This window comes from Parachryseolinea silvisoli, from assembly GCF_021190955.1.
GTDB lineage: Bacteria > Bacteroidota > Bacteroidia > Cytophagales > Cyclobacteriaceae > Ohtaekwangia > Ohtaekwangia silvisoli.
In genome coordinates, this window is record NZ_JAIOAO010000001.1 from 908760 (window position 1) to 924153 (window position 15394).

Here is a 15394-nt window from a genome sequence, read left to right on the forward strand (position 1 = left end):
TGTTGTTCCATGCCCCAGCTCAATCGCCATACGGCCAACCAGCCGCAGACCCTTCCTGTAAAAATACTTCAGTTCGGAGAAGGTAATTTCCTACGCGCGTTTGTCGACTGGATCGTCGACATTATGAATGAAAAGACAGACTTCTACGGCGCCATCGACATTGTCCAACCCATTAGCCGCGGCATGACAGCCCAGCTCCGCGAGCAGGACGGTTTATACCATGTGGTATTAAACGGTCTGCAACAAGGACGTACGGTTTCGGAAACACGGTTGATTACTTGTGTGGCCGATGCGTTTAATCCATACGATGACTTTGAACGCTTTTTAGCACGCGCGCGTAACCCGGATCTCTGGTTTATTCTCTCCAATACAACAGAAGCAGGCATTACATTTAACGCAGCCGATGCCGATCCCCACGTGCTGGCCGATAGTTTTCCAGGGAAAGTAACGCAGTTGTTATACCACCGTTTCGAGATATTTCAAGGCGAGGCAGAGAAGGGTTTGATTTTGATTCCCTGTGAGCTGATCGAAAAGAACGGCGACAAGCTGCGCGAAACCGTGCTGCAATACGCCGACCACTGGCAGCTGCCGGCCACATTCAAGCAATGGATCCAAACCGCCAACACCTTCTGCAATAGTCTGGTGGACCGTATTGTGCCGGGTTTTCCAAAAGATACGATTCACGACATTCAACAAGCGGTGGGCTATACCGACAACCTGGTCGTAACCGCAGAGCCTTTTCACCTCTGGGTAATCGAGGCGCCGGTGTCCGTCCAACAAGCCTTCCCCGCCGATCAAGCGGGCTTACACGTAAAGTTTGTACAAGACCTGACGCCCTATCGCACACGCAAGGTCCGTATCCTCAACGGCGCCCATACGGCATTGGTGCCGGTGGCATACCTGCGCGGCCTGCGTACAGTACGCGATGCCGTGGAAGATAACTATACCGGCGCATTCCTACGCGAAGCGATCTACGACGAGATCATTCCTACACTCGACCTGCCAGCAAGCGAATTGGAGCAATTTGCGGCGGACGTCATGGAACGTTTTCAAAACCCCTTTATCCGCCACGAGCTGAGCAGCATTGCCCTGAACTCCATCTCGAAATATAAGGTACGGGTATTGCCGTCGGTATTGGAGTATTACACACGCCGGGGCACGCTACCCGAGAAGCTCTTGCATGCACTGGCCGCACTCATCCTCTTCTATAAAGGCACGTATCAAGGTGAAGCCTTGCCGGTGAACGATACACCGGAAATTCTGGAGTTCTTCGCCCGGGTCTGGAAGACGGGCGATGCCCACTACGCAGTGCGCGAAACGCTGGCCAACAAAACCTTCTGGGATCAGGACCTGACCCTGGTACCCGGGCTACTGGCACGCGTATCGCATTATATACACACCTACGCCACCACGGGCAGCCCGGTGGCCTGATCAGCGTAACGCAAAGGTTGTTCCCTGCGCATCACGCGCATTCGTTCCTACAAATACTTCAAACTTACCGGGCTCCGTACCGAAGGACATATCCCGCCGGTAAAACGAAAGATCGTGCACGGTAAGTTTGAACGTTACGTTCTGAGACGCGCCCGGCTCCAATACAATTTGCTGAAATCCTTTTAGTTCCCGCACCGGCCGCGTAACACTGCCGGTGATATCGTGCAGGTAAAGCTGCACAGTCTCCTTTCCGGCTCGCGCCCCGGTATTCGTCACAGTGCATGTCACCGTCAGCTCGTCCTGTTGTGTCATCTCCTGCTTATCGACTTGTACCGGGCCGTACGAGAATGTGGTATAGCTCAGCCCATATCCAAAGGGATATAACGGATCGTTGCGCTCATCCAGATACTTAGATGTATACTTGTTATTCGGGTCCATGGGGCGCCCGGTATGCTTCATACTATAGTACAACGGTATTTGGCCCACAGCGCGCGGGAATGTTACAGGCAGCTTACCCGAGGGACTGTAATCGCCAAACAATACGTCAGCAATAGCCTGACCACCGACCGTGCCAGGAAACCATGCTTCCAGGATTGCCGGTATCTGTGCATCCATCCAGGGAATTGTCAACGGCCGACCATTTAGCAACACGGCGACAACAGGCTTACCGGTTTTATAGATGGCCTCCACGAGCTGCTGCTGTACACCGGGCAGGTTGAGTGATGCGCGGCTGGCGGCCTCACCGGTCATCCAGGCACCCTCGCCTACGGCGAGGATTACTACGTCCGCCTGCTGCGCCGTGCGTACAGCCTGCGCGATGGATTGTGTACTGTCATTGTCGATGGCGCATCCTTTTGCATAGAGCACTTGTGTGCCCGGCGATACCGCTTGCTTCACACCTTCGAGCAACGTCGAAGCTTTAGTCCAATCACCGGCGGCACACCACGAACCGATCATTTCTTTGCGGGCATGCGCCAACGGCCCGATGACGGCCAGCTTCCTGATATCTTTCTTCAGTGGCAACAGCTGCTTATCGTTCTTCAACAACACGATCGACTTACGGGCCACGTCGCGCGCCGCTTCCAGGTTCGCCGCACTCATCAGGGTTTCCTTTTCGCGTTGTTCACTGCTATACCGGTATGGGTCGTCGAATAAGCCCAGCTCAAATTTCTTACGCAGAATCCGTCGTACGGCCCCGTCAATCAGGCTTTCTTTCAGTTTACCAGCCTTTACCAACCCTGCCAGAGCATCGTTATAAAAACCGGCCTGCATATCCATGTCTACACCAGCTTCCAACGCGAGGGCTGCTGCTGAAGCCGTGTCTTCTGCAATGCCGTGCGGGATCATTTCCATGATGGATGTATAATCGGTTACCACAAAGCCGGTAAAGTTCCATTCCTTCCGAAGGATGTCCGTCATCAGGTACTTATTGCCGGTGGCGGGTACGCCGTCCAGCTCGTTGAAGGAGGTCATGACCGTGGCCGCCCCGGCGTCGAGTGCCGCTTTATAGGGCGGCAGGTATGTTTCGCGCAGTACGCGGTCGGACATATCGGTTGTGTGATAATCACGGCCGGCCTGGGCAGCGCCATAGGCGGCGAAGTGTTTGACGCAGGCCATCACGCTATTCAGACTGCCCACGCCGTCACCTTGAATTCCTTTTACGCGGGCGGCTGCGATCTTAGATCCCAGGTAGACATCCTCACCGGCGCCCTCTGTAATGCGGCCCCAGCGTGGGTCGCGCGCAATGTCGCACATCGGGGCGAAGGTCCAATGCAGGCCTTCTGCCGAAGCTTCATCGGCCGCTATCCGTGCTGACTTTTCAATGGCCGCGAGATCCCAGCTTGCAGCCTCTCCCAGTGGCATGGGGAAGATGGTGCGATGGCCGTGCACCACGTCGTATCCAAACAACAACGGTATGTGCAGACGCGTTTCTTTCACGGCGATCTCCTGCAGCTTACGTGTATACGCTGCGCCATAGGCATTGAAGATAGCCCCTACCCGACCGGCTTTAATGTCTTCTTTATAATTTTCGCGCATCGTTGGCCCTGTAACATCGATATCACTGGTGAACAGAGTGAGCTGGCCGATCTTTTCGTCCAGCGTCATGAGTGCCAGTACGGAGTCGACACGTGTACCGATACCGGTCGATGTTTTTTCGGAGGAGTGACAGGCCGCGCACAACAGCGCCGCGGCCAAGGTCAGTGAACACAGTTTGTTCATAGCTATAAAAATTAGCGGTTTGCACCCGGTCACCCCCGCAAGTCTCCCTGATAACAGGAAGACATTGCGCAAGGCGGGGCTCCAACCGGAAGTATCGTTTATTAATTACTGAAACCCAATGTGGTAAAACCGTCCTGCACCTCAGGCGCCGACATAAACAAATCCCACAGCAACCCGGTGCGGTAATTTTCAATCATGACAATGATCGGCCCCTGGTCGATGGCCAGGTACGAGTCTGCGGTCCATCCTTGTGTCAGGTTAAAAGCATCGTAGAAACCGTAGTCACCCCACAGGCGATCGCCGACAGTATAATAAAAGAATTTTAACGCCCGCATCGATTCCTCCGGTGTATAGGGGAATGACGACAAGGCCGCCGTAGGGCTGATCGTTCCGTTATCGTTGGACGGCGAATGCGCATCGTACCCACGCTGGCCATCATCACTCGACGTAAGCCCCCAGCATTCATCACTATAGCCTACGTAGCCGTTCGGGTTTGCCACGCAATAGGCGTAGTTGATTTTGGTAGCGTTCAGATTCTGCTGCCAGTAATCGGCGTAATCGTCCGAGAATTTCGGATCAAGACCGAGATAGGAATAGTGCACCCAAAACAACGGACTCGGTGGTCCCAGCGGAAGCAGATAGCCGTAGTGTGTCGTGGCGGTACGAATCGCACCATTACGTCCATAACCATTGCTATAAACAGACTTGGGAATGCCGTGTGTGGGCGATGCTGCCGCCAGGAAGTAGGTGATCTGTTCTTCGAAGTAGCCGTACATAGCAAAGTTCATTTGCCAATCATAAGCCGGCGACCAATGCCAGTAGAGCACCTGCTCATTGTTCTTGCGGTACCAATCCCACTCAACGCCTTGCCACAGCGTAGTGATGCGGTTAATGAGATTGTTACCCGCGGTATCCGACGCCTGTAAATATTGCCGGAACGTAAGCAGACCCTGCACCAAAAACGAAGTTTCCACCAGGTCGCCGCCATCGTCCTTCTGACTGAACGGCACGACAGCGCCCGTGCTGCCATTGATCCAATGCGACCAGGCACCATGAAAACGATCGGCGTCTTCCAGGAAGGTTACGATCTTGTCCATCCGCTCGACACCTTCGCTGCGGGTAATAAAATTCCGTTCGACGCCGACGATCAGCGCCATGATGCCAAAACCTGAACCACCGCTTGTTACGACATCCCCCGAGGTATTACGCTCTCGCGCCAGGCCACTGACAGGATGGCCAAAGTCCCAGAAGTATTTAAAGGTTTGTTGTTGTACAAGTGTCAGCAGCGCATCATCCGTGATAACCGAATGATCGGGCGTCTCATTACGCGCTGTATAAAAACTCTTGGTGAAATTCTGCAAAACTTCTCCCGCGACACCCTTCACATTGGAGTTAAGCGTTACTCCATAGCGCCGTAGGTCACCCAACTCGCCAGTAAGGGTAATAGTGACTTTCCGCTTGTCGTCCGACAGCACCAGGCTTGTCGGCGCAGTGCTACCCGCAGGGGTAGTCACAAAAATATTTTGCGATACGACAGTAGCACCATCTACCGGTTGGGAGAAGGCTACTTCGATCGTGGTCCCGGTCAACGGGACCTCTGTAACACGCGGAATGGCCAGGACGTCTGTTCCGCCGATCTTTAAGGACGTAATGGTAATAGTTGCTCCCACCGTTGTGAACTCGACCAGGTGACCGGGAAAAACGTCACCGCTTGTGCCTCGCAATTCATCGGAGATCTTGAGCTGATAGATAGTGTTATTGGCCAAAGCAGATTCTGGTGTAAGGGCTACCGTCTTGCCTCCATTGGAATACGCATAGGCTACAGGCACAACCTCACCCGAAGACTTTATTGCCAGGACAACAGCGTCATCGACGGTCGACTCGTCGAGCGCGACGCCAAAGGTCGCCAGCACGGGCTCGCTGACCGGCGCCGCCGTGTTTTTAGAGGCATCGGTTAAACTCAATACGTAACTGCCCACCTGCGCGGCGGTGAGCTGCAGGGTGCCGGGTTCGCCCGGATCCTTGTCGTCATCACCGCAGGATGAGAGCCCCCATCCTATTATTATTAAAAATACTGCCCACAACCGGGTATTACGTTTTAAATCAATCATGATGATGCTTGGATTAAAAAAGGAAGGAAAGGTCTCCGGCAAGCCGGAAGACCTTTACCAAACCAAACTAAACGTGTATGAACTATAACCTACGGTTTTTCCGAGTTATACATCACCTCAATTTCCTTCAGCGTGATGGCTTTGTTGTAGATCCGTACATCGTCCAGCAACCCTTTATAGTGTTGCGCATCGACGTTTTCGTAATTTCCATAGTCGAATGCAGTAGAAGATCTGTCATTGATAAAGCCAAAGGCAAGTTTTTGCCCCACGCCATCTTGCGTCTTAAACTTCATACCGGTAACATTGCGTTTTGCGTCGCCGTCGGGCCACTTGTTAAAGTCAAAGGTCTTTGCCAGCTCGCCGTTTACATAGGCCGCACCAACTTTTGTAGCGGCCGTGTAGGTGAAGACCAGGTTTACCCATTTGCCATGCAATACGGCTGCCAGACCTTGTGCACCATAGTTTTTAGAGAACGTCCATCCTTGCCAGCCCAGATTCCCTTTGCCGTCGATCCAGGTATCTTCGCCTCCCGTCATGCCACCGCCGAGATCATATTGTGCAGCCATCTTAGCATCTTTGGAATGCAGTTCGATCTGGAATCCGTTGGAAGCACCAAGGCCCAGCACAAAGTTTCCTCCTCCCGCACGCGCGGTTGTGTCAGGTTTAATCCAGAGGCTGATCGAGAAGTTGGCAGTGTTGGTGAAGTCAGTACCATCCGGCACTTCCATAATACTCGTTGTACCGTTAAAGCTGGCTGCCTTACCGGCATTGGCATTCCGGCCGTCAACATAGGTAACTTCGACAGACGCATCGGCGTTGTGGTCACCCATTTCGTCGTTACCGTTATTTTCAAAACGCCAGTGTGCCAATGCACCATCAGGAGCAAAGGTACCCGTAGTTGTAAAAGTTCGCTCTACCGCACCGAATGCTACACCACTTGCAGACTTCAATCCCGCCCCTACACTCAGGAGATACTGAACTCCGCCGCTCAATTCAGAAGAGGGCGCAATGGTCAGTGTTTTACCCGACACGTCGAAGCTCAGGGGAACTGCTACATCGTCAAATATACGCTTGAGTGTAATGTTAGACGAAGTTGCTGTGCTCTCGTCTACATCGGTATTAAACGTTACTACCAGGTCTGCATCTAGCGGTACCTCTGTAGCCGCCGTTGCTCCATTCAAATCTTTGGAGCCCGCCATGGCTGATGCGATGGTGAATGTGCTGGGGGAATCATCGTCATCACTGCAGCTGTAAAATACTGCTAAACCCGCCAGGCAGGCGAGCATCGCATAAAATTTAATCGTGTGTTTCATAGTTCATTCGTTTTTGGTTATTCTATATTTTAGGATAGTTTGTGTGTATTACCAGTTGGGGTTGTTCAGCCAGCCGTTGAGGTCGGCTTCCGTTTGGGGTATCGCCAACAGGTTATGTTTGTCGGCACGATAGCCATAGGGTGCCAGCACGGTGGTGGCTTTATTGGTGCGGATCAGATCCCAAAAGCGCAAGCCTTCCAGCGCCAGTTCAACGCGACGCTCGTGCAGAATGATCTCGTTCAGCGCGTCTGTGTTGGTTTCGGTGATATCGGGTAGTATCGCGGGATTTGTGCCGCGGGCACGGGCGCGTACCTCGTTGAGATAGTCGAGCGCGTCATCAGGCTTACCGTTTTTATTTAGTGCTTCGGCAGCCATCAGCAACACATCGGCATAGCGTACCAGGCGACGGTTATAGCCAAACTGCGCGGGCACGTTTGTCCCCGGCGTCCATACCTTTTGGTTATAACATTCCTTTTCTCCAATGCCATTCGGGAAGCCCGGGTATACCAGGCTGTTGGTATAGGCATCCGGTGTATCGGTGTCACCCACGATCTTTATACCATCTTGCCACTCACCGACGTCGAGAACGGTAGAATCCAGTCGGGGGTCGCCGGGCTCGAACGAATTGATCAGGTCGAACGAAGGACGGTTGAAGCCCCAACCACGGTTGGGAATCCCACGTACGCCCTGTACGTTGCCATATTGATTGCCACCAATGGGCAAACCCTCCTGCCGTATTGAGCCTATTTCAAAGACAGACTCTACTCCCTGCTCACCGGCCTCGCTATGAGCTTCACCGAAAGACGCTGCCAGGTCATATTGATGCGAGTTGATCACCGCCAGGGCAGCCACTTCTGCCTGCGGAAAATTACCACGCCACAGATAGTACCGCGCGAGCAATGCGTTGGCGGTACCGACGGTCACGCGCCCAAGATCGTTGGCAGACCAGCGCTCATCATGTCGCTCCCACAGGTTGTCGCGGGCGAACGTAAGATCTTCTTCAATCAGTGTATAGATCTCCGATGCCGGCGAACGGGGCAATCCTAACGGCGCCACGACCGTTGTGATCTTAGGCACGTCGCCCCAGGCACGCACCAGGTCCAGGTAAAAGAACCCGCGTAACAAACGCGCCTCTGCCAGGTAGCGTGTACGCAACGTCTCATCCATCACAATGTTGGGCACGTTCTCGATCACGACGTTGGCGCGTTTGACGCCTTGATACAACGTCGAGTACCAATTCTTAATGGACGCCTCGGTGCCAACATGGGTAAAGTTGTCATAGGGACCGACTACGGCACGCTGATCGGTCAGGTTGCTGCCTTTATGAGCGTCATCCGACATGATGTCGAGAATGGGATATAATCCGAAACTATATTCGGGAACACGCAGCGTGTTGTAAATGGCATTGACAGCCTGCTCGGCATCCGATGCACTGGTCGGAAAATTCGAGGACACCAGTTTGCCTTGCGGTGGCTTGTCTAAAAAATCGCTGCAGCTAAACGGGATGGCTACCAGCAACAGGACCATTACGCGGTAGCACAGGGTTATTGTATTCTTTTTCATAACCTATTGCTTCTTAAAATGTCAGGTTCAAACCACAGGAATAAATGCTCACGACGGGGTACGTGCCGCGATCGACTTTGCTGTCGAGCGGGTTTTCATTGGCGATCTCCGGTGAGAAGCCCGTAAAGCTTTTTGCCGTAAAGACGTTGGTACCCCGTATATACACACGCGCGGCTTTTACTGCCAGACGGTCCGTGATAGACCGCGGCACGGTATAGCCCAGCGTGACGTTACGCAGTCGGAAGAAGTTAGCACTTTGTACAAAGCGTGAAGACGGCAGGAAATTTACGCCACCTTCGGAAGGGCGCGGCTCACTGTTGCTAGTCCCTTCGCCACGCCAGTAATCCATGACGTGCGCTTCAAAATTATAAAGATCGGGACGCACCGTTTCTTTATAGTTCATGATCTCGGCCCCCGACTCGCCTTGAAAATCAAGCGCGAAATCGAAGCCTTTGAAGTCTAAGCCAAGGCTGATGCCGTAGAGCATTGTCGGGATCGGCGAGCCGATGGATGTACGATCGCTATCGTCGATCTCATTGTCGCCATTGGTATTAACAAAGCGTACATCGCCTACACCGGCGTTATCCATGTGTGGATAGGCATCGAGCTCACCTTGGTTTTGAAACACGCCGTCTACCTGGTAACCATAAAAGCTGCCAATGGGCTCGCCGACCACACTCCGGGTAATGGAGTTGGGCCCGAGCAGTTGTCCGGACACGCTCCCGCCCCCCTGAATCTTGAGCACTTCATTGTGAATAGTTGTGCCGACGGCCCCGATACGGTAGCCAAGCCCGTTGTCAAGCTTGCTTTCCCAACCGAGGTTAAATTCAAAGCCACGATTGAGAATCTCGCCGGCGTTAAACGTGATCTGCGCCCCGGAGCCGTTGCCCAGATAGCCCGGCACTTCAAGGGGAATAAGAATGTCGGACGTCACACGGCGGTAATAATCGATCTCAACTTTCAAGCGGTTATTAAAAAAACCAGCTTCAATACCCGCATCCGTCTGCGTTGTCGTTTCCCATTTTAATTCAGGGTTACCCGTGATGCCATACGTGGCGCCGGAAAACAGGCGATCGCCCTGACCAAACACGGTATTCACCCCGTTGTCCACCAACGAGTATATTTTCAGGTATTCGATCTTTTCGTTGCCTGTCTTACCCCAGCTGGCACGCAGCTTCAGGTTGTCGAGGAACGTAACGTCTTGTAAAAAAGACTCTTCGATAATATTCCAACCGACGGCCACCGACGGAAAATCAGCATAGCGATTGGCCGTGGTAAACTTGGAAGAACCGTCGCGGCGGAAGGTAGCGGTAAAGAGGTATTTACCTTTATAGGTATAGTTAGCGCGGGCCAGGTACGATAGCATAGAATAGTTATACTTCGGATCTGCACCGTTCACATCCTTTTCGCTATCGATGATCGTAATGGAGCTGCCCTGGTTGAAATACCAGAAGTCCTCATCATCACGCAAGATGTTCTGCGACTGCAAGCGTAAAAACTCCGATGTTGTGTTTTGCATCGTAAAGCCCACCAGGGCGTCGACGTGATGGTCACCGAAGTTTCTCTGAAAGTTCAGCGTGTTCTCCCACAGCACCGTGGCCTGATCTTCGAATTTCTTTATCAACAGGTTTTGTGACCGTTGTTGTTGCGGCGATACAAAGAACACAGGGGTAAACGAACGGTTCTTAAAATACTTGGCATCTACACCCAGGCTGGTGCGGAAGGTAAAGGCATTGTCTAGGAAGTTTACCTCACCAAACAAGTTACCGACGCCCCGGATACCGCGGTCCGCGTTGTTGGTATATTCGATGTCCGCCAGTGGGTTACCGACGTTCGGCACGGCATTAAAATTTCCGTCAGCATCACGCGGTGTCACGACCGGCAGCGCGCGGTAGGTCGCAAAGACGGCATTGCCACCGGTATTGGTTTGTTTATAGGGGGTGATGGTAAAGTTATTGCCAAAACGAACGTTCTTACTCAGATGGAAAGTGTTGTTCAGTTTGAGTGTGACGCGTTCATAAGCAGATTTCTCAACAATACCTTCTTGCTTAAAATATCCGAGGCCGATATAATATTGGATTTTAGGCGATGCGCCGGCGGCGGAAAATTGATAGTTCTGAATCGGTGCAGTATCAAAAATAAGATCCTGCCAGTCGGTATTCGGTACGGCATCGACGTTGTTATAAGATCCCGGCGCAAACTGATTCACATACGTAGCAAAGTCACGGCCATTTAGCATGTCGATCTTGCTCTGCAATTGCTGCACGCTGTATTCAGCGGATAGACTTATGGTGGGATATTCCTGACCTTGGATACCGCGCTTGGTCGTGATGAGGATTACCCCATTAGCACCGCGTGCACCATAGATAGCCGTGGAAGAAGCATCTTTCAACACTTCCATTGACTCGATGTCGGCCGCATTGAGAAAGTCGATGTCCTGAACAATAACACCATCCACCACGTAGATCGGCGACGAGTCGTTAAACGTACCCTGACCACGAATCCGCACCACCGGAGCTGCTCCCGGTGCGCCTGTTGAGCTCGACACCTGCACACCGGCCACCTTACCCTGCAGCGCTTGCATAGGCGACACGGCGGGTACCTTGGTCAGGTCGGCTCCCCGTATCGACGACACCGAACCCGTGAGATCAGATTTCTTCACCACGCCATACCCGATCACAACCACATCGCTCAGCGTCGTAAAGTCGACTTCAAGCGCCACATTCACCACCGTCTGGGCGTCCAGCACAATAGACTGGGTCTTGTAGCCCACAAAAGTGAATGTCAATGTCGTTTCTTCGGATCCTACCTCCAGAGAATAATTGCCGGATACGTCTGTCGCCGTACCCCGGCTGGTTCCCTGAACAAGAACATTCACACCGGGCAGTGGACTGCCATCGGTGGCATCCGTCACCTGGCCGGTAACGGTTCGGTTTTGCGCCCAGGCTGGCGCTGCTAACACACAGATAATCAACAGCGTAAGAATTCTTTGCATACTTCATTTCGCAAAACAGATGTTGGTCTTGGGGGCTGTTCGCGCTAGTGAAGTTTGCATTTGGCAAGAGAAACCAGGCATTATTTCGCCGAAATGCGCCTAAAACAACGTTTTCGCAATCGGTTTATAGAGGGCCTTTTTTCCAGAAGAAAAACATTATTTCAAACGATTCCAGAAGGCTTTCGCACAACTGTCATGGGAGTTTTACCGGATTAAAAACATCATAATAAAGTACTGGTGAAAACACCCCGAAACGTCAGTTTAACGTGTGACGAATGAAATGGAAATGGGAGGAAGTGAAATGGGACTGTGACGAAGTCACCCGACAGTTTTGGTAGTAGAAAGATGGAGGCGCTTATCCGCGGGCCCCTGGTCTATTATAACCTCCTCCCACCGCGAGGCATGCGGCCGACGGCCCCGGGCCTCAAGCTCCAGCAGCCGCTCAATTACTTTGTGTTTAAAGCCCCAAAGCGTATTCACGCGCAAGTCAAGTTGGGCCGCAAGCGCTTCTAACGTATAATCTTTGTTACCAACAACGGCCAGATAGGCGATGTAAAAGGCTTTTTCTACCGGGAACTTGATGCTGTGGAAAATGGTATAAGCCGTAATGGATTCATTATAACCACAACGGGTGCAGCGCCGGGCAAACTTTTGACTACCATCAAAATACTTTTCATTACCACACTTACGGCAATGAAATCCCTCCTGCCACTTGAGGCTTTCCAGGAAACGGTAACACGCCAGGGTATCGGGATATAACGTCTGGAACTGCCGGTAATCCATGGTCTTCTCCAGGAGGCGCTCGTTCAACACCTCTTTTAAACTGTTCTTGAGCTTCCAGTTGTCAAGGTCCAACAGTGAGTTGATCTGGTTGATCTCGTACGACTGGCGTTCGACCTTGATGTTGGTCTCCTCCAGCAGTCGATTCTTTTCGTGCAACTCCAGGGTACGCTCGCGCACCTTCTCCTCCAGCTCGCGCGTAACCTTGTCTTTCAACTGCATGTTGACTTCGTGCTGGTGAATGATCCGTCGCAGCGCACGGTCCCGCATATCTTTTAATATATGAATGCGGTCGCCCATGGCAAAAGTCAACAGCAGCATCTCTACCACGAAACTGAAGTGCAAACTGTAATGCAGGGGCGTCGTAAAAGGCAATATGTTAAAGTAGACCAGCGCCCGGATAAAAAAGCCAAAGAATAAAATGCCATACGCCATGACAAAAAACCGGGCGGGGCGATAACCTTTGTTCCAGACCGCTATACCCGTATAAAAGATCAGCGACAACGGTATGATCTCGATATCACGATAGGTAAGCAGGTGCGGCAGAAACACGATTTCCACCACAAACCAAGCCGAGCGTAACCCGATCATCCACATCAGCCAGCGGTCAAGCCGGGGCGCATTAGCACGCGTGCTCAAAAAACGCCGCGTAAAGACCAGACTCCACAATATCACGGAACACAATGTAACGCCCACCGCATAATCATTCCATTCGGGATGCGAGGGCCACAGGTACTGAAACCCGACGCCGTCGTAGCTCATGGCGTAGGCGGCTACGCTAAGAATGTAGAGAATATAGTAGATGTTCTTGATCTCTTTGATGGCCAGGTATACCAGGAAGTTATACAAGCTGATAATGAGGATCATGCCATAAAACATGCCAAACAAGAAGTATTCGTTCAGCGCGTAGTATATAAATCGATCCGCCGAACGAACACCGATGCGCAGGTCGGCAAAGGCATGCGACTGCACCCGGAAATAATAATACATCATCGTGTCGGCCTTTATATCCAGCACGATCTCAAAGTTCTTGTGACGCAGCGGTCGCTGCCGGAAGGGTTGTTTGTCACCCATCACCACGTTTTGATACGACCCGTCCATCTGCGGCACATAGGCTTCGATGTAGTCGATAGTCTGATCGTAGAATTCCAGCATCCATACCTTCCGGCTATGGGCATAATGCCGGATCGGCAACCTGATCCAATACGAAGCATCGGGCACGAAGTCCTTGTTTTGATAGGCCGCGTGTTGTTGAAAGCGATTGGAGAAATTGTGCGCGGAGATTTGCCAGAATGAGATCGAGTTGGTGGCGTCGCGGTAAAACGTCAGCTCATACGGCATGAAGTTTCGCTCGGGTACGCTGTCATTCAGCACAAAGACCTCTTGCGCCGCCAGTCGCCCGGCAGCCAATACCAGTAGTAATCCCAGCACCCACCGCATTCTGTTGTTGTTTATTTTTCGTCTAACCAGCCACCGGCAAACCCGGCCTTCTTCAGGCCTGCCCGGATATAGGGACTCTTTTTCATGACTTTCCACAAAAGCTCCGAGCGATAGTTTTCCAACTGCAATACGATCGGCCCCTGGTCAATGCCAAGATAGTCTTTATCAAACCACCCGGTAGTGCCGTTCTCATAAACAATGCTCAGGTTAAAAGCGTCTTTAAAGCCATATCGATCATATACCTTGACACCAAAACGTCGCTTCATGTGCTTCAATGCCGGTATACAGATCTCGGGGGCGAACGCCAGTGAGCCACCGGCTGCCGTCGGCGCGATCGTGCCATCATCCTGCAGGTAAAACTGGGACGCGCCGCGCGCATGATAACCTTGAAACGCTACGTTGGGATTTTGTTTGCCCTCGTTACCCGGTCCGTCGCATGCCGTCAGGCCCCAGATGTTTTTATCATACCCCACAAACGCCGCGGCGTTGTTAACGCAATAAGCACGGTTTGCATACGTCGCACGCCTGGAGTTTTCAAAGTAATCGATGCCCTTCTCTCGCATATAAGCATCTTGTATGCCGCGAAAGTCAATATAAAGATGTGAATATTGGTGGCCGAACAGCGGACCGAAGTTTACAAACTCCTGGCCCTGGTATTTTGTCCATTGGTAGGTGTCGGTCCACGCCTTCCAGCTTTCGGAAGATATGGTATGCGTAGGCGATCCCAGCGCAAGGATGTACAGGATCATACCTTCATTGTATCCGCGCCAGGTGGCATCGATAAAACCACGTTCAGGATGCCAGCCCATGCTCATGACCTTCTTGTCTTGCATCGCCCAGTCCCACTCTACGGCCCGGTACAGCGTATCGGCCAGTGCCCGTATATGCACCTCCGTCGTATCGCTGCCATCAAAGTACGCCTGCGCAGAAAGGACGCCCGCCATCAGTAGCCCGGTATCAATGGTCGATAGTTCAACCTGTTGAAACCGCAGGCCCGTCTTCATATCGAGGAAGTGATAAAAGAACCCTTTGTGACCGGCCACACCTTGTGCGGCCTCACCTTTGGGAAGATGCTGCAAGAATCTCAACGTGCGCAACGTGCGCTCCGCTGCCTGCACCCGCGTGATATACCCACGCTCGACACCTACGAGGTACGTTGACAAGCCAAAGCCGGTCGCAGCGATGCTCGAAAAGCTTTCGCTGGGCCACCGGTCCGGCAACTGACCATTCTCCGCATTCGCGGTCTCCCAGAAAAAGGAGAAGGTCTGCTGCGACAACGAATCGAGAAAAGGTGTTGCGGTAGTGTCACCGCCCGGCTGTTTCGGCACACATGCCCAGCATAGCGCCAGGAATAGCCATACGGCGGCCGTTCTTCGAAATAAGGTCATAACACGACAGGGTTGTTGTAGTCAAGGAAAGATCGGACTAAAAGCGGATATTGCCAAACCACAAAAAAGCCTCGCCGTACAAGTACGACGAGGCTTCTCCCAAACGTTACTATCTATATATTAAAATCGTACAGTCATGCTCACCAGAAAGTT

At 52.4% G+C, this 15394-nt stretch carries 8 protein-coding genes; 1 reads left to right on the forward strand and 7 read right to left on the reverse strand.

Annotated features, from left to right (window positions below):
• The first annotated feature begins 9 nt into the window (after positions 1-9).
• Positions 10-1431, forward strand: coding sequence for a tagaturonate reductase (locus K7P01_RS03905; protein WP_267290037.1), 1422 nt, complete (start codon positions 10-12; stop codon positions 1429-1431).
• On the opposite strand, the gene K7P01_RS03910 is transcribed toward K7P01_RS03905, so the two are convergent.
• The 7 genes from K7P01_RS03910 to K7P01_RS03940 form a co-directional block, all read right to left on the reverse strand.
• On the reverse strand, positions 1432-3651 hold the full coding sequence (locus tag K7P01_RS03910; protein ID WP_267290039.1) for a glycoside hydrolase family 3 N-terminal domain-containing protein: 2220 nt from the start codon (positions 3649-3651) through the stop codon (positions 1432-1434).
• A gap of 101 nt (positions 3652-3752) precedes the next feature.
• Positions 3753-5762: a glucoamylase family protein gene (locus K7P01_RS03915; RefSeq protein WP_267290041.1), complete on the reverse strand. Its 2010-nt coding sequence runs from the start codon at positions 5760-5762 to the stop codon at positions 3753-3755.
• Positions 5763-5851: 89 nt separating this feature from the next.
• Complete coding sequence (locus K7P01_RS03920; RefSeq protein ID WP_267290043.1) at positions 5852-7075, reverse strand: LamG-like jellyroll fold domain-containing protein; 1224 nt, start codon at positions 7073-7075, stop codon at positions 5852-5854.
• A gap of 48 nt (positions 7076-7123) precedes the next feature.
• On the reverse strand, positions 7124-8638 hold the full coding sequence (locus K7P01_RS03925) for a RagB/SusD family nutrient uptake outer membrane protein (protein WP_267290045.1): 1515 nt from the start codon (positions 8636-8638) through the stop codon (positions 7124-7126).
• A 13-nt stretch (positions 8639-8651) separates the two neighbouring features.
• Complete coding sequence (locus K7P01_RS03930) at positions 8652-11633, reverse strand: SusC/RagA family TonB-linked outer membrane protein (protein WP_267290047.1); 2982 nt, start codon at positions 11631-11633, stop codon at positions 8652-8654.
• Positions 11634-11951: 318 nt separating this feature from the next.
• Positions 11952-13853 carry a 7TM diverse intracellular signaling domain-containing protein gene (locus K7P01_RS03935; protein ID WP_267290049.1) on the reverse strand — a complete coding sequence of 634 codons (1902 nt, stop codon included), beginning with the start codon at positions 13851-13853 and terminating at the stop codon, positions 11952-11954.
• A gap of 11 nt (positions 13854-13864) precedes the next feature.
• Positions 13865-15241, reverse strand: coding sequence for a glucoamylase family protein (locus tag K7P01_RS03940; protein WP_267290051.1), 1377 nt, complete (start codon positions 15239-15241; stop codon positions 13865-13867).
• Positions 15242-15394: the final 153 nt, after the last annotated feature.